17 protein-coding genes, 4 tRNA genes and 3 pseudogenes are annotated in these 18,370 nt (G+C 55.3%); 14 read left to right on the plus strand and 10 right to left on the minus strand.

The annotated features are described in order from the left end of the window. From BM261_RS12490 to BM261_RS08775, 3 genes and pseudogenes are all read left to right on the plus strand, one after another. Window positions 1-145: pseudogene (locus tag BM261_RS12490) on the plus strand (IS1595 family transposase); the annotation flags it as partial. A 45-nt stretch (window positions 146-190) separates the two neighbouring features. After that, window positions 191-421 carry a hypothetical protein gene (locus BM261_RS08770; RefSeq protein ID WP_074897497.1) on the plus strand — a complete coding sequence of 77 codons (231 nt, stop codon included), beginning with the start codon at window positions 191-193 and terminating at the stop codon, window positions 419-421. A 62-nt stretch (window positions 422-483) separates the two neighbouring features. Then, window positions 484-1,170 carry a M15 family metallopeptidase gene (locus BM261_RS08775; RefSeq protein ID WP_074897499.1) on the plus strand — a complete coding sequence of 229 codons (687 nt, stop codon included), beginning with the start codon at window positions 484-486 and terminating at the stop codon, window positions 1,168-1,170. A gap of 60 nt (window positions 1,171-1,230) precedes the next feature. Here the strand turns inward: BM261_RS08775 and BM261_RS08780 are convergent. Continuing rightward, window positions 1,231-1,482 (minus strand): annotated as a pseudogene (locus tag BM261_RS08780) (RpiB/LacA/LacB family sugar-phosphate isomerase); the annotation flags it as partial. 37 nt (window positions 1,483-1,519) lie between these two features. On the opposite strand from BM261_RS08780, the pseudogene BM261_RS08785 reads away from it, so the two are divergent. Further along, window positions 1,520-2,173, plus strand: a pseudogene (locus BM261_RS08785) (IS1595 family transposase). Window positions 2,174-2,278: 105 nt separating this feature from the next. Continuing rightward, a complete protein-coding gene (locus tag BM261_RS08790) occupies window positions 2,279-3,262 on the plus strand; it encodes a tRNA dihydrouridine synthase (RefSeq protein ID WP_074897501.1) in 984 nt (327 codons plus the stop codon). 88 nt (window positions 3,263-3,350) lie between these two features. Here BM261_RS08790 and BM261_RS08795 read toward each other — a convergent pair whose 3' ends face one another. Both BM261_RS08795 and ccoG read right to left on the minus strand, forming a co-directional pair. Further along, window positions 3,351-3,902, minus strand: coding sequence for a FixH family protein (locus BM261_RS08795; protein ID WP_074897503.1), 552 nt, complete (start codon window positions 3,900-3,902; stop codon window positions 3,351-3,353). 2 nt (window positions 3,903-3,904) lie between these two features. Continuing rightward, on the minus strand, window positions 3,905-5,422 hold the full coding sequence (gene ccoG, locus BM261_RS08800; RefSeq protein WP_074897616.1) for a cytochrome c oxidase accessory protein CcoG: 1,518 nt from the start codon (window positions 5,420-5,422) through the stop codon (window positions 3,905-3,907). A gap of 255 nt (window positions 5,423-5,677) precedes the next feature. Here ccoG and hemA point away from each other — a divergent pair, with 255 nt between their 5' ends. After that, entirely contained in the window at window positions 5,678-6,937 is a 1,260-nt protein-coding gene (hemA, locus tag BM261_RS08805; RefSeq protein ID WP_074897505.1) for a glutamyl-tRNA reductase, read from the plus strand. A 393-nt stretch (window positions 6,938-7,330) separates the two neighbouring features. Beyond that, window positions 7,331-8,245, plus strand: coding sequence for a sulfate adenylyltransferase subunit CysD (gene cysD, locus BM261_RS08810; RefSeq protein WP_074897507.1), 915 nt, complete (start codon window positions 7,331-7,333; stop codon window positions 8,243-8,245). Window positions 8,246-8,319: 74 nt separating this feature from the next. Here cysD and BM261_RS08815 read toward each other — a convergent pair. The 4 genes from BM261_RS08815 to BM261_RS08830 form a co-directional block, all read right to left on the minus strand. Beyond that, window positions 8,320-8,396, minus strand: a tRNA-Asp gene (locus BM261_RS08815). Between the two features lie 36 nt (window positions 8,397-8,432). Further along, window positions 8,433-8,508, minus strand: a tRNA-Val gene (locus BM261_RS08820). A gap of 9 nt (window positions 8,509-8,517) precedes the next feature. Continuing rightward, window positions 8,518-8,594: transfer RNA gene (locus tag BM261_RS08825), tRNA-Asp, on the minus strand. Window positions 8,595-8,630: 36 nt separating this feature from the next. Beyond that, window positions 8,631-8,706: transfer RNA gene (locus BM261_RS08830), tRNA-Val, on the minus strand. A 195-nt stretch (window positions 8,707-8,901) separates the two neighbouring features. On the opposite strand from BM261_RS08830, the gene BM261_RS08835 reads away from it, so the two are divergent. The 7 genes from BM261_RS08835 (at window position 8,902) to BM261_RS08865 (ending at window position 14,978) form a co-directional block, all read left to right on the plus strand. Continuing rightward, a complete protein-coding gene (locus BM261_RS08835) occupies window positions 8,902-10,398 on the plus strand; it encodes a GH3 family domain-containing protein (protein WP_074897509.1) in 1,497 nt (498 codons plus the stop codon). A gap of 94 nt (window positions 10,399-10,492) precedes the next feature. Then, window positions 10,493-11,527: a Rieske 2Fe-2S domain-containing protein gene (locus BM261_RS08840; protein WP_074897512.1), complete on the plus strand. Its 1,035-nt coding sequence runs from the start codon at window positions 10,493-10,495 to the stop codon at window positions 11,525-11,527. Next, window positions 11,524-12,102, plus strand: a complete 579-nt coding sequence (locus BM261_RS08845) for a hypothetical protein (protein WP_074897515.1) — start codon at window positions 11,524-11,526, stop codon at window positions 12,100-12,102. The genes BM261_RS08840 and BM261_RS08845 overlap by 4 nt, the downstream gene beginning before the upstream one ends. Next, window positions 12,099-12,824 carry a hypothetical protein gene (locus BM261_RS08850; protein ID WP_074897517.1) on the plus strand — a complete coding sequence of 242 codons (726 nt, stop codon included), beginning with the start codon at window positions 12,099-12,101 and terminating at the stop codon, window positions 12,822-12,824. Before BM261_RS08845 ends, BM261_RS08850 begins: the two co-directional genes overlap by 4 nt. A 357-nt stretch (window positions 12,825-13,181) precedes the next feature. Next, a complete protein-coding gene (locus tag BM261_RS08855; protein ID WP_003774674.1) occupies window positions 13,182-13,460 on the plus strand; it encodes an ArsR/SmtB family transcription factor in 279 nt (92 codons plus the stop codon). Window positions 13,461-13,528: 68 nt separating this feature from the next. Then, entirely contained in the window at window positions 13,529-14,314 is a 786-nt protein-coding gene (xth, locus tag BM261_RS08860; protein ID WP_074897519.1) for an exodeoxyribonuclease III, read from the plus strand. 244 nt (window positions 14,315-14,558) lie between these two features. Beyond that, entirely contained in the window at window positions 14,559-14,978 is a 420-nt protein-coding gene (locus BM261_RS08865; protein WP_143095765.1) for a hypothetical protein, read from the plus strand. Window positions 14,979-15,092: 114 nt separating this feature from the next. Here BM261_RS08865 and BM261_RS08870 read toward each other — a convergent pair whose 3' ends face one another. The 3 genes from BM261_RS08870 to BM261_RS08880 all read right to left on the minus strand — a co-directional run bounded on the left by BM261_RS08870 (window position 15,093) and on the right by BM261_RS08880 (window position 18,349). Continuing rightward, entirely contained in the window at window positions 15,093-16,115 is a 1,023-nt protein-coding gene (locus BM261_RS08870; RefSeq protein WP_065424153.1) for a lysozyme inhibitor LprI family protein, read from the minus strand. Window positions 16,116-16,311: 196 nt separating this feature from the next. Continuing rightward, window positions 16,312-17,544 (minus strand): sodium/glutamate symporter, encoded by a 1,233-nt coding sequence (gene gltS / locus BM261_RS08875; RefSeq protein ID WP_074897523.1) that lies wholly within the window; start codon window positions 17,542-17,544, stop codon window positions 16,312-16,314. 151 nt (window positions 17,545-17,695) lie between these two features. Beyond that, window positions 17,696-18,349, minus strand: a complete 654-nt coding sequence (locus BM261_RS08880; RefSeq protein ID WP_074897618.1) for a fumarylacetoacetate hydrolase family protein — start codon at window positions 18,347-18,349, stop codon at window positions 17,696-17,698. Window positions 18,350-18,370: the final 21 nt, after the last annotated feature.

Raw genomic sequence — 18,370 nt, forward strand, 5'->3', positions numbered from 1 at the left:
GAATCAGGCAAAACGCGTCTTGCGCAAATACAACGGAATTGATCGCAAATCTTTCCCGCTGTTCTTGAAAGAATGCGAATTTCGATTTAACTTCGACACACCATCCCGGCAGCTAAAAATCTTGCAGGATTGGTGTGGAATTTAGGGCTAATCTACGTCAGCCCCTAATATTTTTCTGGACGGCGGCAGCGTGAAACTGACTGTACGCGACACGGTCGGCAACAAACGCTGCTATTTCCACAACCGCAGCCTGGACAGCCAAGGCACGCCGTGTTACAACCGAATCACCGCCGAAAATGGGCACACGCTCACCACAGAAGAACAAACCACCCTGTTGGCGCAACTGGCCAAACTACGCGCACAATGCGACCTAAGTTGCCAAACGGCGTTGGATGACTTTATCGGCCGCACTGCCGAATAACGCGCGCGTTTCCATTCGCAGGCAGCCTGCACCCCAATGTTTCACCCACGAGGTTCTTCACCATGCTGACCGATTTAGAACTGACCGGCCGCACCCGCAGCCATGTTGTGCAATACACCTCCCCGCGTTTTGCTGCCCAACCACAGGTAGCGGAAGCGTTTTTGGCCATGCGTGCCGCCGCACAAAAAGACGGCATCGATATGCAGCCGTTCAGCACCTTCCGCGATTTCAACACCCAGCTGCGCATTTGGAACCATAAATTCGCCGGCAAAAAACCGCTGTATGACGAATACGGCAGAGTGCGTGACAGAAGTGCGATGTCGGAGGAAGAGATTATCCGGCATATTCTGGATTGGTCGGCATTACCGGGCGGCAGCCGTCACCATTGGGGCACGGAAATCGACGTGGTGGATGCCGCCGCCATGCCGCTGGGCTACCGTCCGAAGCTGCTGCCCGAAGAAACGGGCGAAGGCGGCATTTTCCGTCCGTTGCACCAATGGCTGGATGAAAACCTGCACCGCTTCGGTTTCTTCCGCCCGTATCAAAAACAGCAAGGCGGCATGTTTCCCGAACCTTGGCATTTGAGCTATGCGCCTTTGTCGGTGCCTGCGTTGCAGGCCATGTCGGTCGATTTGCTGGCGGATACTTTGTGCAATGCGGAGCTATCGGGCAAGGAAACCGTGCTGGCGTTGCTGCCCGAACTTTACCGCAACCACATTTTGAATATTGCGGATGTCCCGACCGCCTAGTGCTGGCTGCTTTTTGTATCGCCCGACGCGGTTTCAGTTCGCCGCAAACGATTCTCCGCCTTAAAACGCCGCAATTTCCACCAACTTCGGCGCATAGCTGCCCGCCGTGTCGTGCCGCGCGTCCAGCCAAACATCCACCAACGCCCACGATTCGGGTGCGGCAATCACATTCTGCCCCATGCACAACACCTGTGCGTCATAATTTTCCACTGCGCCGCGCACACCCACCAAATCGTGCGCCGTGGCTGCGCGGATGCCCTGCACCTTGTTGGCGGCAATCGCCGTGCCGATGCCCGTGCCGCAAATCAAAAGGGGCTGACGTAGATTGCAGTTATGCTAGGCTACAAAAATGCAGATAAATAATTGTAAATTAAGCAAGAGAGCTCAAAAGAAACTACTTGATTTTTTTGTGCTCCAAGTTACCGCCCGTTCCGCTGCCTATATTTTGGACATTCAGCCTAACTCCGCCATCCTGTTCTACCACAAAATCCGCATGGTTATCAGCCATTATCTGGCCTTGGCTGCCGATGAGGTTTTTGAGGGCTCTGTCGAGCTGGACGAAAGCTAGTTCGGCGGACTGCGTAAAGGTAGACGTGGTCGCGGTGCGGCAGGAAAAGTGGTTGCCTTCGGCATTCTGAAACGCAACGGACGGGTCTATACCGTTGTCGTAGATAATGCCAAGTCCGAAACGTTAATCCCTGTCATCAAAAAGAAAATCATGCCGGACAGTATTGTTTATACCGATAGTCTGAGCAGCTACGACAAGTTGGACGTGAGTGGTTTTACCCATCACCGCATCAACCATTCCAAGGAATTTGCAGACCGTCAGAACCACATTAACGGCATTGAGAATTTTTGGAATCAGGCAAAACGTGTCTTGCGCAAATACAATGGAATCGATCGCAAATCTTTCCCTCTGTTCTTGAAAGAATGTGAATTTCGGTTTAACTTCGGCACACCGTCTAGGCAACTAAAAATCCTTCGGGATTGGTGTCGAATTTAGAGCTAATCTACGTCAGCCCCTTTTTTTCCAGCCGCCACCTTTTCAGACGGCCTCCGTCCAATCCGTTATAATCCGCCCTCTTTTTCATTGCCGGATACCCGCCAGATGGCCGATTCTCCCCCTTCCTGTTACCTCTCGCTCGCCCCGATGCAGGGTTTGACGGACGCCCCGATGCGCGACCTGCTGACCCGCATCGGTGGTTTTGACGAATGCGTCAGCGAATTCGTCCGTATCACGCACACCGTCCATTCACGCGCCACCTGGCTGAAATACGCCCCCGAAATCGCCAACGGCAACCGTACGCCGTCGGGCGTTCCCTGCACGGTTCAGCTTTTAGGCAGCGACGAGGAAAAAATGGCGGAAAACGCATTGGAAGCCGTGCGCTTCGGGGTGAGGAAAATCGACTTGAATTTCGGCTGCCCCGCACCGACGGTCAACAAACACCAAGGCGGTGCGGTACTGTTGAAAGAACCGGAAAAGATACACCGCATCGTCCGCACGCTGCGCCGCGCCCTGCCCGACCATATTCCGCTGAGCGGTAAAATGCGTTTGGGATTTGAAGACAAAACGCTGGCTTTGGAAAACGCGCAGGCCATTGCCGAAGGAGGAGCCTGCTCGCTCACTGTACACGCCCGTACCAAAGTCGAAGGCTACGAACCGCCCGCACATTGGTCTTGGGTGAAAAAAATCGCCGATGCCGTAAGCATTCCGGTAACGGCCAACGGCGATGTTTTCACCTTGCGGGATTATTTGGACATTAAGCGGGAAAGCGGCTGCAACAGTGTGATGATCGGGCGTGGGGCGGTAATGCGCCCGGACTTGGCGCGCCAAATCAAGCAATATGAAAACGGGGAAGAAGTATGCGAAATGCCGTTTGCAGAAATCCTCGGCTGGATAAACCTGTTTGTCGATTTGTGCCTGTTTCAGACGGCCAACGAAAAATACGCCGTCGCCCGCCTGAAGCAATGGCTGGGCATGATGAAGAAAGCCTATCCCGAAGCACAGGCTTTGTTTGACGCCGTACGGACGGTTCGGGAAGCGGAAGCTGTGAAAAAGATTGTAACGGGTTTCCAAGTTGCCGCCGGATAATCGGAGGCCGTCTGAAAACAAGCCAAGCATATTAAAAAAGGCCGTCTGAAATCGTTTTTTTCAGACGCCTTTCCGCCGGTTTATACGCTTATTTTGCCGTTTTTGCCGCGTTCTGCAAATTTTTCATCGGATTCAAATCAATCGATGCGCCCTGGCTGACAATCCATTTGTTTTCCACCCGCCAAATCCCGCCTTCGTCTTCCAGCCGCACATACCAATGGTTGGCCGGCGGCAGCTTGGCGAACTGTCCGAGATATTCGGTCTTATCGCCCGATTTCGGCGCAGTCGAAAGTTTCAGACCGATACTTTGATCGTATTCCTTTTTGACGGGATGCAGCAGGGTCAGCTTCAGCGGTACTTTGTCGTCAAAGCGGCCGGACACATACACGCGAACCGCGCTGCCGTCGGGATTGATGAGGGCCTGCCCCCGGATACCCCGTTCCACCGCCGCCGTATCGCGCTTGAGGTCCAAATCGATATGTTTGCCGTCTTTGTAATAATCATCGCTGACCAAATCGGAACTGCCGCTGGCAGCGAGATAAAGCGTTACAAAAGCCGCCACCACGACGATGGCCGGACCGGAAAACAGCAGCCACGGCCACGGCTCTTTATACCAGACTTTGGTTTTTTCCTGCGCCACGTTTATTCTCCGATAAAGTTGGATTTTTCGTTAATGACACGGCCTTCGGTATCGCCATCCTGACGGTAGGTAAAGGTAAAGTTGATCGGATGGCTGCCTTTGTCGGCATATTCGGGAATAGTGGACACTTGAACCGGAACGGTAATGGTCTGCCGTCCGCCGACTTTGATACCTTCTTTCGGCAAACCTGAAAGTTCGATGTCGTCAAAACCGCTGACCGAAGCCGTGACGGTCTGTTCTTGCTCGCTATTGTTAATGATGCGCAGATTATAGGCGTTTTCTAACCAGCCTTTGCCGTTTTCCCGCACCATCACGCCGCGGTCTTTGATGACATCGACCCGCAGCGTCGCACGGGTGGCCACGCCGATGATAAATGCCACAATCGCCACAAATAACACTGCGCCGTAACCGGCCACGCGCGGACGCAAAAGTTTTTTCTTGATGTCTTTGTCGGTGTATTTGTGCTCCAGCACATTTTCCGTCGTGTATCGAATCAGGCCGCGCGGATAGCCCATTTTGTCCATAATTTCATCACAGGCATCGATACAGGCGGCACAGCCGATACATTCGTATTGCAGGCCGTCGCGGATATCGATACCGACCGGGCACACCTGTACGCACATGGTACAGTTGATGCAGTCGCCCAAATCGGTTTCGTCCCGGCCAACGTTTTTCTTACGCGCGCCGCGCGGTTCGCCGCGTTCGGTATCGTAAGAAATAACCAATGTATCGGGATCGAACATCGCGCTTTGGAAGCGGGCATACGGGCACATGTATTTACATACCTGCTCGCGCATCTGATGGGCGAACAGCCAGGTAACGAAGCCGTAAAATGCCGCCGCAAACAACGCGCCGCCGTCCGCAGTCATGGTGAATACCGCCGGTACGAATTCGCGTATCGGCGTAAACCATCCGACAAAGGAAATTCCCGTCCAGGCGCATACGGCGAAAATCAACAGGTATTTGGTCAATTTGATACGGATCTTACGCAAGCCCCACGACTCTTTGTCCAGCTTCAAACGTTTGTTGCGGTCGCCTTCGACAAAATGGTCTATCCACAACATGATTTCGGTGTACACCGTTTGCGGGCAGGCGTAGCCGCACCATAGCCGTCCGGCCACAGTCGTCCACCAAAACAGACCGAAAGCGCAGATAATCAGCAACAGCGCCAGATAAATCAAATCCCCCATGCCCAGCGACAAACTGAAGATGAAGAAATGGCGGTTGGAAATATCGAACAAAACCGCCTGCCGGCCCGACCAGTGGAACCACGGAATGCAATAAAAAACAAATTGCGTCGCCAAAATGGCTGCAATGCGCAGTTTGGCAAAACGGCCTTCGGCCTTCTTCGGATGGATACGCTTGTTCGATTCATAAAGCTGGATAACCTGCTCTTTCGGCTTGCCGGGTTCTTTCGGCTTACTTGCAGGCTTTGCCTTCACGGTCGGCTTGTTCTCAGCCGGGCGCCCGGAATCACCTTTACCCTCTGCCGCCTGTGCCTCGGCTTCTGCCGGCTTCATGGCATCATCTGATTCTTGTTCGGTCATGGCATGTTCCTTTTAGCTTCTGTTTATCAACGGAATTTACAGATTATATATATAATGCGGAATTATACGCCTTTTTACCAAACGGCTGCACCAAGAACCTTTTATCAACCCTATTCATATTTTAAATACTTCCCTGTATTACTTTTAAAACCGATTTTTTTACCGATAAAGGCCGTCTGAATTTGCTATAATGCGCCGTTTTTTCATTTCTCATCCATTCCAATCCCAATGCAGCTGACCGTTATCGGAGTGAACCACCAAACCGCGCCGCTGAGCATACGCGAAAAACTCGCCTTTGCCGCTGCCGAACTGCCCGATGCGGTCGGCAGTCTGATCGACAGCGATGCCGCGCTCGAGGCGGTTATCTTGTCCACCTGCAACCGCACCGAACTCTACTGCATCGGCGAAAGCGCAAAAATCACCGACTGGCTGGCCGCCCGCCAAGGCTTAACGGCGGAAGAAATCCGCCCCTACCTTTACACCTACGGCTGCAGTGACACCGTACGCCACGCCTTCCGCGTTGCCTGCGGCCTGGACAGCATGGTGCTGGGCGAACCGCAAATCCTCGGTCAAATTAAAGATGCCGTTCAGACGGCACAAGAACAGAACACCGTCGGCACCTGGCTCAACTCGCTGTTTCAAAAAACCTTTTCCGTCGCCAAAGAAATCCGCAGCGGAACTTCGGTGGGCGAACATTCCGTTTCCATGGCTGCCGCATCGGTCAAAATGGCCGAACAGATTTTCCCTTCGGTCGGCAAACTGAATGTTTTATTTGTCGGCGCGGGCGAAATGATCGAACTGGTGGCCACTTATTTTGCCGCCGAAAACCCGCGCCTGATGACGGTGGCCAACCGTACCTTGGAACGGGCAGAAGAATTGTGCGGCAAACTAGGCATCAACGCCGAACCCTGCCTGTTGAACAACATCCCCGACATCCTGCACCAATACGATGTCGTGATTTCCTCCACCGCCAGCCCGCTGCCCATCATCGGCAAAGGCATGGTCGAACGCGCCCTCAAACAGCGCAACCAAATGCCCGTCTTCATGTTGGATTTAGCCGTACCGCGAGACATCGAGGCCGAAATAGCCGATTTGGACGACGTGTATCTCTACACCGTAGACGACATGGCTGATGTGGTACAAAGCGGCAAAGACGCACGCAAAAAAGCGGCGGCGGAAGCAGAAGTAATGGTAGAACAAAAAGTGGCCGAATTCCTCGAATGGCAGAAAAGCCGTGAAAACGTCCCCTTAATCCGCGCCCTGCGCGACGAAGGCGAACGTGCCCGCCGCCATGTTCTGGAAAACGCCATGAAACAACTTGCCAAAGGTGCCGCACCCGAAGAAGTGCTGGAACGCCTCTCGGTGCAATTAACCAACAAACTGCTGCACTCGCCTACCCGCACCCTTTCAAAAGCCGGCGGCAGCGACAGCGAATTGGTTGATGCCGTCGCCCAAATCTACCACTTGGAACATCCCGAACGAAAATAAACAAAAGCGGAATAATCGGGCACGGCCATAGCGATACAAATCATCTATCATGCATAAACCATCCCGCGCAGTAAAGCAGAAGAGGCCGCCTGAAAACTTTTCAGACGGCCTCTCACCCTATTTTCCGCATACCGTTTCATTGCAACACGTCAATACCTGCCGACTCCGACGTATCCGTGCAAAATCGGGCAATACGAAAGCAATTCACCCGATGCCTCAACGCATGAACAATAGTTTTCTTCAAACCCGGACTCCACACCGCCCCAAACCATACTCCCCGCAAAGAATGCGCCCGCATATAACCGATTCGTCTTTGCTTGCTAAAAACGGTTCTTTCCTTTTTTCAGACGGCCTGATTAAAGTAGCAACAGTCAGCTTAAAGAAAGATTCCGTATGTCCATCCAAAACAAGCATCTGAACTGGCTCGAAGCCGAATCCATCTACATCATCCGCGAAGTCGTCGCCGAAGCGAAAAATCCCGCGCTGCTGTTTTCCGGCGGCAAGGATTCCGTCGTTTTGCTGGCGCTGGCGGTCAAAGCGTTCAAACTCGAAGGCCGCCCGCTCAAGCTGCCGTTCAAGCTGCTGCACGTCGATACGGGGCACAATTACCCCGAAGTGATTCAGTTCCGCGATGAAACCGTCGCGCGCACGGGCGTGCAACTGGTGGTCGGCAGCGTCGAAGACTCCATCAAAAAAGGCACGGTCGTCCTGCGCCGCGAAACCGATTCGCGCAACGCCGCGCAGGCGGTTACGCTGGTGGAAACGATTGAAGAACAAGGCTTTGACGCACTGATGGGCGGTGCGCGGCGCGATGAGGAAAAAGCGCGGGCGAAGGAGCGGATTTTCTCGTTCCGCGACGAGTTCGGACAGTGGGACCCGAAAAGCCAGCGTCCCGAACTGTGGTCGCTCTACAATACGCGGCTCTTTAGCGGCGAAAACATGCGCGTGTTCCCCATCTCCAACTGGACGGAACTCGACATCTGGCAATACATCGCCCGCGAAAACCTCGCGCTGCCGCCGATTTATTACAGCCACAAACGCGAAGTCGTCGAACGCGGCGGGCTGCTCGTCCCCGTTACCCCGCTGACGCCGAAACGCGAAGGCGAAGTTTCCCAAATCCGCGACGTGCGCTTTCGTACCGTCGGCGACATTTCCTGCACCTGCCCCGTCGCCAGCACCGCCGCCACGCCCGAAGACATCATCGCCGAAACCGCAGCGGCCACCATTTCCGAACGCAGCGCGACGCGCATGGACGATCGCGTGTCCGAAGCGGCGATGGAAGAACGCAAAAAGGCGGGGTATTTCTGACAAAGGTTTCTGGCAAAGACAAAAAGGCCGTCTGAAAAGTTTTCAGACGGCCTTAAACATTAGAAAATTTATTGTGGCGCGGCGGACGGGGCTCGAACCCGCGACCCCCGGCGTGACAGGCCGGTACTCTAACCAACTGAGCTACCACCGCGCATCCATTGTTAAACCAACAATGAAAAGAGAAACTTGGTGGGTGATGACGGAGTCGAACCGCCGACATTCTGCTTGTAAGGCAGACGCTCTACCAACTGAGCTAATCACCCGATATTTTGTGGCGCGGCGGACGGGGCTCGAACCCGCGACCCCCGGCGTGACAGGCCGGTACTCTAACCAACTGAGCTACCACCGCGCATCCATTGTTAAACCAACAATGAAAAGAGAAACTTGGTGGGTGATGACGGAGTCGAACCGCCGACATTCTGCTTGTAAGGCAGACGCTCTACCAACTGAGCTAATCACCCTTTTGCCGTTCAGCAAAGCGCGCATTAAATCAAATTTACGCCGATTCCGCAAGCCATGAATGGCCGGAAAATTATAATAAACTGAATTTAAAAACTTTTAATTTTACACGCACCGGCACACAACTCATCATCCCTTTTCAGACGGCCTTTAAATACGGTAGGCTTGCGCTTTATCTTGCAACGGAGGACTTCCGCATGCCGCCTTTCATCGGACTTACCGCAGCCCTCACCCGTTTTCAGACGGCCTTAGCCTGCCCGAAGCAAACACAGCAGGCCGTTTTGGCCGATATTCTGCACCGCAACCGCGATTGCGCCTTCGGCAGGGAACACCGTTTTGCCGAACTGAAAGACTACGGCGACTTCGCCCGCGCCCTGCCCGTCCGCCGCTATGAAGACTTCAGCCCGTCCATCGAACAAATTGCCGCAGGCCGTTCGGGCATCTTAACGGCGGAAGCCATATCGCATTTCGAAGAAACCGGCGGTTCTTCCGGCGGAGCGAAGCTGATTCCCTACACCGACGGCCTATATGCAGCCTTCCGCCGCGCCGTACTGCCGTGGCTGGCCGACTTGCAACGGCAACGGCCGCAGGCATTGGCCGGACAGCTGTTTTTCGTCATCAGCCCGCTGACCCGCAGCCGCGACAAAACCGAAGGCGGCATACCAATCGGCAGCGGCAACGATTTGGACTATTTCGGCCGTGAAACCGGCGCGGCACTGGCGGAAAAAACCCTATTTCTGCCCGAATTGCTGGCCGCGCAAACTGCTGAAGAATGGCAGTTCCACTGCGCCCGCCTGCTGCTTTCTGCGGAAAACCTGAGCTTTATCTCCGTTTGGAGCCCGTCCATCCTGCTGCCGATTCTGCAAACCATGCAGGAGCGGCAGGACGGACTATTGGCCGAAATACACGAACCGCGCCGCCGCGCCGTACTGTCGCGCGCACTGTCCGCAGCACAGCCCGATACCCGCCTGATTTGGCCGCAACTCGACACCGTCAGCTGCTGGGACAGCCATACCGCCGCCGCACCCGCCGCCTTGCTGCGGCAGAAACTGCCGCATGTATGGATTCAAGGCAAAGGCCTGCTGTCTACCGAAGCCGTTTCCAGCATCCCTTTTTCGGACGGCCTCCATCCGATATTAGCCGTGGACAGCCATTTTTACGAATTTGCCGACGAACGGGACATCTATCCCGCCTGGGCATTGCAAAACGGCCGCGACTACCGCCTGATCGTTACCACCCAAGGCGGGCTGTACCGCTATGACACGGGCGACCGCGTCTGCATCCGCAGTATGGAAAACAGCATTCCCCGTTTGGAATTCGTCGGCCGCGACAGCCTGACAAGCGACTTGTGCGGCGAAAAGCTGACCGAAGCCTTCGTCCGCCGCGCCATGCTACGCACCTCCCCCGGCCTGCCCGACCATGCCTTGCTGCAAGGCGTGAACGCCGCCCCGCCCTACTACCGCCTGATTCTTTCAGACGGCCACCCCGCTTCCGATACCGGGCTTACCACCGCACTCGACAACGCATTGGGCGAAAACCCGCAATACGCCTACGCCCGACGCATCGGCCAACTCGCGCCGCCGCAATGCGCCCGCACCGCCGACCTGCAGCAATACGCTGCCGCCCTGTTCCGTGCCGACCAACGCCTCGCCCTACGGAAAACGCCGCTTCTGCTGCCGCCTGCCGATGCTTGAAGCAGAAGAGGCCGCTTATCTCTTTTTTAGACGGCCTGAAAATAGGATAATGACGGCCTGAAGCTATCGGAAAATCATCAATAAGGAAAACCGCATGACCACGCCTCCGGCCGCCGACGGCCTGCACAATTACTGGTATATCGCCGCCACAGAACGCGCGGTACGGAAAAAACCGCAGGCAGTCAGGCTGTTCGGCCGCCACTATGCCGTTTTCCATCAGGGCGGAGGACGTTATGCCGCCCTGCTCGACTGCTGCCCGCACCGAAACGTGCCGCTTTCCATCGGCAAGGTAAACGAAAAGGGCTGTTTGCAATGCGCCTATCACGGCTGGTCGTTTGACGGCGGCGGCAAGCTGGATTCGATTCCCGCGCTGTGCTGCGGCGAAACGCCCGACGTGCGTGTGCCCGCGGTGCACTGTATGGCGCAGGACGGTTATGTCTGGCTGTGCATAGGCGAGCCGGCGATGCCCGTCCCGTTGCGGTTTTCCTGCCTCGGAGAAGCAGGTTACACCACCTTCCGGATGAAAACCCGTTTTGCCGCGCCGGTGGATTGGTGTTTGGAAAACTTTTTAGACTGCCCGCACGCGGTTTATGTGCACGATTCGTGGTTCCGCGCCCCCACCGGCAAACCCGTCCGCGCCCTGTTGCGGCGCAATGCCGACGGCGCGCAAATCGAATATGCGGACGAGCCGCGCGAAAAAAGCCTGGTGTGGCGGCTGCTGCAAAACAGCGAAACGCGGATGAGCCACACCGACCGCTTCATCGCCCCGTCCACATCGCAGGTGGACTACCGTTTTTCAGACGGCAAACACTACATCGTTACCTCGTCCTGCACGCCGCTTGATGAAAACACCACCGAAGTCCACACCGTCATCAGCTACAAATTCGGCCGTCTGAACGGCCTGATACGCCTGCTGTTCGAACCTCTGTCGCACCTGATTATCAGGCAAGACGTCAATATGATGCAGAAGCAGCGCGACAATATCGACCGCTTCGGCGGACGGGCGCGTTTCTGCAACAGCGCGGCAGACCTGCTGATGCCCGAAATCACCGGCTGGCGCAAAACGCTGGCCGAAGGCGGCGAACCGCAACCCGAAGGCGTGGTGCGCGAACAGGAACTGCATCTGTGAAACGCGCCTTTCAGACGGCCTCCCTCTCCACCCTGGCCGCCGCCCTCGGTTTTTACCTGTGGCAGAACGGTTTTGCCGCAAACGGCGGCAGCATCGCCCTGCCAAAAGCCTTGTGGCTGGGCATGACGGTCTTATACTGGCTGATTCTGCCGCCGCTGGTTTTCAGCTCGTCCGCCGTATCAGGCCGTCTGAAAACCGCCTATCTGCTCTTTTGGCTGCCCATGCTGGCGCGCGGACTGATTGAAATCCTGCTCATGTACGGCACCAACACTTGGAAATACGGTTACGGCATCATCCACGACCTGTTCAGCCTCGCCCTGCTGCTGCCGCTCGGCCTGTGGTGCCGCCGCGAACAACCCCGCCTGCTCGCCGCCAACCTCGGCATCATGGCCGCCATGTTTGCCGCCGAAGCCTGGTTTGCCAACTACATTTCCGCCTTCAACCAAAACCATCCCCACGCCAGACTATGGTTTATCGGCTGGGAAGCCCCCCACTTCGCCAACCAGGCCGCCACCGCATTACTGGTCTCCCTCCTTGCCATCTGGCTCATCTGCCTGACCCGGAAACTGCCATGAACAAACTGACTACCCGAACCGCCTCCCCGTCCGAACTGACCGAAGCAGCCGTCGGCAGCCTCTACGGCCTCTATGCCCGCTACTATGGCGGCACCTCGTCCGAACTCTTCCGCCGCGACCTGCTGGAAAAAGACCACATCCTGCTGCTGGAAGACGAAAACGGCGAAACCCGCGGTTTCACCACCCTCAAAGTCATCCCCTTCACCCACCTCGGCCGCAGCGGCCGCGCCCTCTTTTCCGGCGACACCATCATCGACCACCGTTTTTGGGGCGAACAAACCCTACCGCTGGCCTGGTGCTGCCTGGCCGGACGCATCAAAGCCCGACAACCCGACCTCCCCCTGTACTGGCTGCTCATCGTCAAAGGCGACCGCACCTACCGCTACCTCAACGTCTTCAGCAAAACCTACTACCCCAACCGCCGCTATCCCACCCCGCCCGAAACGCAAAGCCTGATCGACCACCTCGCCGCCGCCCGTTTCGGCCGGCACTACCTGCCGGAAAGCGGCCTCATCCGCTATCCCGAATCGCAAGGCCACCTGAAAAACGAATGGCTGAACGAAAAAACCGCCGACAACCCCGAATCGCGCTTTTTCCGCAGCCGCAACCCCGGCCACACGAAAGGCAACGAACTGGTCTGCCTGACCCTGCTCGAACCGGACAACCTCCGCTCCTTCGCCCTGCGCGGCTTCACGCAAGGACTGGCTTTGGGCGCGCTGTAAACACATTTGGCCCAAAGGCCGTCTGAAAAAAGAAGCGGCGCGGAACAGGTACGCTGAAAACCTTCCGTATAGCGGATTGACACCCGTCCAAACCCACCGCAAACCCTGCAATGTAGCCTCCCGCACTGTTTCGGACACCTGTAAAAATCACCCTCCCGCATCGAAAAGCGGCAATGCGGCGGAAAAAATCAATCCGCATCAGGCAATGATGTTTAAATTTTCTCAATAACATCAATTATTCATCGCAAAATTCGATTGTTTCGAGAGCCAATCCCAATTAAAATCCCACACATGAAATCCATAAATACAAACCTGCGGCGGCTGAACCCCACCATTGCCGACCAGCCAAACAACCCCATGCGCAATGCCGAGCATGTGGCCGAAATGCTCAAACTGATGGCGCACCCCCACAGGCTGATGATTCTCTGCCTGCTGGTCGAAAGCGAACATAACGTAGGCGAACTGGTGGAAGCACTCGACATCAACCAAACCGCGCTGTCCAACCATTTATCGAAACTGCGCAGTGCCGGCCTCATCGACTACACCCGTTACCACCGCGTATTGCAATACCGCCTGAAATCGGAAGAAGCCCGCACCATACTCGAAGTATTGAGCGGCTTCTGCCTCGACCGCTGATTCCCCACTCCGGCCGTCAGAGGATTTTTCAGACGGCCTTTCCCATTTCATCCCATCCGGAACACAACATGAAAATCGCGACTTGGAACGTCAATTCCCTAAACGTGCGCCTGCCGCAAGTGCAAAACTGGCTGGCCGACCACCGGCCCGACATCCTCGCCCTGCAGGAACTCAAACTCGACCAAGACAAATTCCCAGCCGCCGCCCTGCAAATGATGGGCTGGCACAGCGTTTGGAGCGGCCAAAAAACCTACAACGGCGTCGCCATCATCAGCCGCAGCGAACCGCAAGACGTACACACCGGCCTGCCCGCCCTGCCCGACGACCCGCAACGCCGCGTCATCGCCGCCACCGTCAACGGCGTGCGCATCGTCAATGTCTATTGCGTCAACGGCGAAGCTCTGGACAGCCCGAAATTCCAATATAAAGAACAATGGTTTGCCGCCCTGACCGAATTTCTCCGCAACGAATTGTCCCGACATGAAAAACTGGTCCTGCTGGGTGATTTCAACATCGCGCCCGCCGATGCCGACTGCTACGCGCCCGAAAAATGGCATGAAAAAATCCTCTGCTCGTCCATCGAGAGACAGTGGTTCCAAAATTTGTTGGATTTGGGCTTGACCGACGGCCTGCGCCAAATCCATCCCGAAGGCGCGTTTTACACTTGGTTTGACTATCGCGGTGCGATGTTTCAACGCAAGCAAGGGCTGCGCATTGACCACATCCTGACCAGCCGCGCGATGGCATCCGCCTTGCAAGACGTGCAGGTGGATTACGACACCCGTGCCTTGGAGCGACCCAGCGACCACGCTCCCGTTTGGGTGCAATTTGCCGACTGCTCTTCTTCATCCTAAGGCCGTCTGAAAACGAGGCTTCCGTCAGGAAGCCGAGTTTCTGCGGAGCTAAAACGGGGCTTCTGTGTAGAAACTGAGTTTCTGCGAAACCAAAACGGGGCGGCCGTCTGAAAATAAAAGTTGCAGGAAACTACAGCAAGGAATTACGCACCCAAACCTACCCCGCCGGTAAAATCTCTCTCCAACCGCAGACGGCCTCCCCCAACGCGCCGCCGCTTTGGCCAAATCATTGAAAACAACGACCATGACCGACAACTTCCAAGCACTCGACGATACCCGCCATATGCTGCAATGGCTGGCCGACGAACCCTATGAAGAAATCCGCAGCAGCGTCGAAAGCATCCTGCGCGAACAAGTGGCCGACAGCCGCCTGATTGATTTTGCCGTTACTTCCGAACCCGATTGGCTTACCGTCGGCACACGCTCGCCCGACAACCTGGATGCCATCATCCTGAACCGCACCGCCACGGCCTTTGAATTTTGCCTCCATGTATCAGGCGGCGGCCAAATTCACGAATTGCACGGCGTCTACACTTGGGCGGCATGGCATCTCGACCACGACGGCGAAGGATCAAACCAACGGGTTTGGTTCGATATAGGCGGCACATTGGCCGAATTCGGCAAAGACGGCAAATTGCCCGAACGGCTGAACGAAGGAAGATAAGCGTCAACCTGCAAGCTTGCAGAACCCGCCTCCGTCAGCAGCAAACATAAAAAGGCCGTCTGAAAATATCCGCAATGCAGCGAAACATTTTCAGACGGCCTGTGTTATGCAGGCTTACTGCACGCTGTAGTCGCGCAGGTATTGGATGCGTTCGCGGGTCTGGCGGCTGTCGCATTGTAACCGCAGATATTCGGCACGCTCCGGACTGTCGGCTTGGGCGGCCGCGCGGCGGCAGGCCGCGTTTTTACGGTTGATCCACTCGCGCTGCTCGTCGCGCAGCCCTTGCTGGATCACGCTGTCCAAATCCCTCCAGACATTGTTGATTTCACGGTCTGCCGCACGGTAATCGCTGTGTGCCTGCTCCAACTCTTCATCCGACACGCCCGGAGGGGCCGGCTCTTCGTTTTTGGCCGGAGGCGTCAGCACTTCGGGCATCGGGTCGGCCGTTGCCGAAGAGGCGGCTTCAGGTTCGGATGCCGTTTCTTCGACCACCTCAATCTTCCCACCCTCTTTCACTTGTTTGAGCGCGTCTTCCAAACGGACGGCCTTGCCGTCTATCAGCAGCAGGCTTTTGATGCCGTAAGGCAGCAAGGCGGCAGACAATGCGTTGGCGGCGTTATCCAATCCGTTGTCTGCATAGGTGATGGAAAAACTGCCTTTTTCATCTTTGGCGGGCGTGTATTTGAGGGTTTGGCCCAGTATGCCGTTTTCTTTGTATGTCAGCGAACCGATGCCGGTGCGCTCGCCGATTACTTTGGCCAGCGTTTTATCGCCGTAAAGCAAGGGGGCGTTGGTTTGGGCGGTCTTTAAAGTATCCGGAGAGATTGTGATAGACAAATCGGCCTGGCAATAAGGCTTGGTGCCGCTGTTGTCCTGTTGCGGGTTATTCAGGGTGATTGTCAGCTCTGCAGCGGCGGCAATGACTTTATCCGCATCGACAAATCCGCGCGTATCGTTTTTGGCGAACGTCCGCGCCTGCTCTTTGACGGCCTGCTGCAAACTGTTTTGGATGTTTTGAATCACGGCGGGATCGCCGCAAGCCAAATCTTCCGGCTGCGGCTGCTCTTTTTTACCGCAGGCGGCCAACAGCAAAATCACGGCGGCGGCCGATAAGGCGGTGTAGCGTTTAACGGTCATGATGTTTCCTTTCCGAATAGGTGCATGACTGTGCCGATGCGGCAAAGCCTGCAAATGCCTGTGCGTCATTATCCTTTCAGACGGTCTCCTGTGCAGGGGAGGCCGTCTGAAAACATCTCGGCAACGACGTGCCATCATAACAAAAGCACCTGCCGGGGGTAAGCCGGAACAGGTGCTTTTAGCATTGCTTTACAGATTATTTCTTCAGGAATTCGACAAAGCCCGACAAAATCAAGGCGTTAATAATATCCACGAAGAATGCGCCCACCATAGGCACAATCAAGAAGGCTTTGTGCGACGGACCGAAACTCTGGGTAATGGACTGCATATTGGCTACGGCCGTCGGCGTTGCACCCAAGCCGAAACCGCAGTGTCCGGCGGACAAAACGGCGGCATCGTAATCGCGACCCATCAAAACATAGGTTACAAAAGTTGCGTACAAAATCATAACCACTGTCTGTACTGCCAAAATAACGGTTACCGATCCGGCCATGCCGGTCAATTGCCACAGTTTCAAGTCTAACAGGGCAATGGCCAAAAACAGGGATAATGAAGCGTTGCCGAATACGTCTACCGCACGGTCGAACATGTCGCGTTTGAAGACCAAGGTCAATACGTTGCGCAATACTACGCCTGCAAACAGACACAAAACGAATTTTGGCAGTTTGTAGAAGTATTGCTCGTCAAGCTGATACGCTTTGATGAATTCTGCAAACGCCAAACAGGCGGCAAACAGCGCCAAGGTTTCAACAGCAGAATCGGCAGTAATCAGGCGGGTTTTACCGTGGCTCTCGAACGCATCGTCTGACTGGTAGTTATCTGCCTGCTCCCCGTTGTTTGAAACTTTGGCACGTCCCTGCTTATTAATTAAGCGGCGTGCAACCGGCCCGCCGATTAAACCGCCAAATACCAAGCCGAACGTAGCTGCGGCAATACCCAAACCTGTCGCACCGCCTATACCGAATTCTTTTTCCAAAGTCGGACCCCACGCACCTGCCGTACCGTGTCCGCCGGTCAGGGTAATCGAACCGGTAATCAAGCCGATGGCGGGATGAATGTCCAATACTTTAGCCAAGCCGACGCCGACTACGTTCTGTACGAAAATAAACGCACCCACGATAGCGGTAAAGATAACCAGCGGCAGACCGCCTGCCTTCAGGCGGGAAAAGTCCGCGCTCAAGCCGATGGATGAGAAGAAAATCAGCATAAAGGCATCTTGCAGCGGCTTCTCAAACTTTAAGCTGAATCCGGTGAATGAATGAAGTACGGTGATCAATACCGCAGCCACCAAGCCTCCGGCCACAGGCTCGGGAATGTTGAAATCTTGCAAAAATTTAATTCTCTGCACCAAAAATTTGCCGAACAGCAAAACGATGGTAGCGGCAATCAAGGTGTAATAACTGTTGATTGCCAATTCTGTAGCCTGCATAAATTCTCCTATCGTTATTTAAAGCTAAGAAATGTTAAGCGGCGGATATTAGGGCAAGCGTGAAGATTTGTCAAAACAGAAATTTGAGGCCGTTTGAAAACCCGTATCGCTTATTTTCAGACGGCCTTTATAAAGTCAATGACACGAGTGGTCAGGCTGCAACGGTAAATTCCGCCTTTACCGAACCGGCCAAGTCCAAGGTCAGTTGGTCGCCCGGGTTCAATCTGCCTACACCGCAGGGCGTGCCGGTAAAGATTAAATCTCCCTGCCGCAGGCCGTACGTTTCTACCAAGCCGCGCAAAATCACGGGCAGATTGTAAATCATCAATGCGGTGTCGCCGTGCTGGCGTAGCTCGCCGTTGATATAAAAATCGAACGTGCAGTGCATCGGGTCGGGTAAACGGGCGGCAGGAACAAACGCCGACAGGCAGGCCGCCCCCTTGAAACCTTTGGCCTTCGTCCACGGCCATCCCTTGCTTTTGAGTTCGTCCTGAATATCGCGGGCAGTCAAATCCAGTCCGACGGCATAACCGGCTACGATGTCCAGCTCATGCCCTTCTGCAAGGCTTTCCGCATCGCCGCCGATCAGCAAAACCAGCTCGGCCTCGTAATGCACATTGCCGCTGAATGAGGGTAGCTGGATTTCACTCCCGCTATTGAGGATGGCACTGTTCGGCTTGAGGAAAACCAGCGGTTCGCTCGGCGTTTCGTTGCCGAGTTCGGCAATGTGGGCGACATAGTTGCGTCCGATACAGAAAATATTGTTTGTCCGTATCGCTTGGCCGTTAAGGAATATATGGCTCATAAAATGCTCCTGACTGTATAT

Source organism: Neisseria elongata subsp. elongata (assembly GCF_900113545.1).
GTDB lineage: Bacteria > Pseudomonadota > Gammaproteobacteria > Burkholderiales > Neisseriaceae > Neisseria > Neisseria elongata.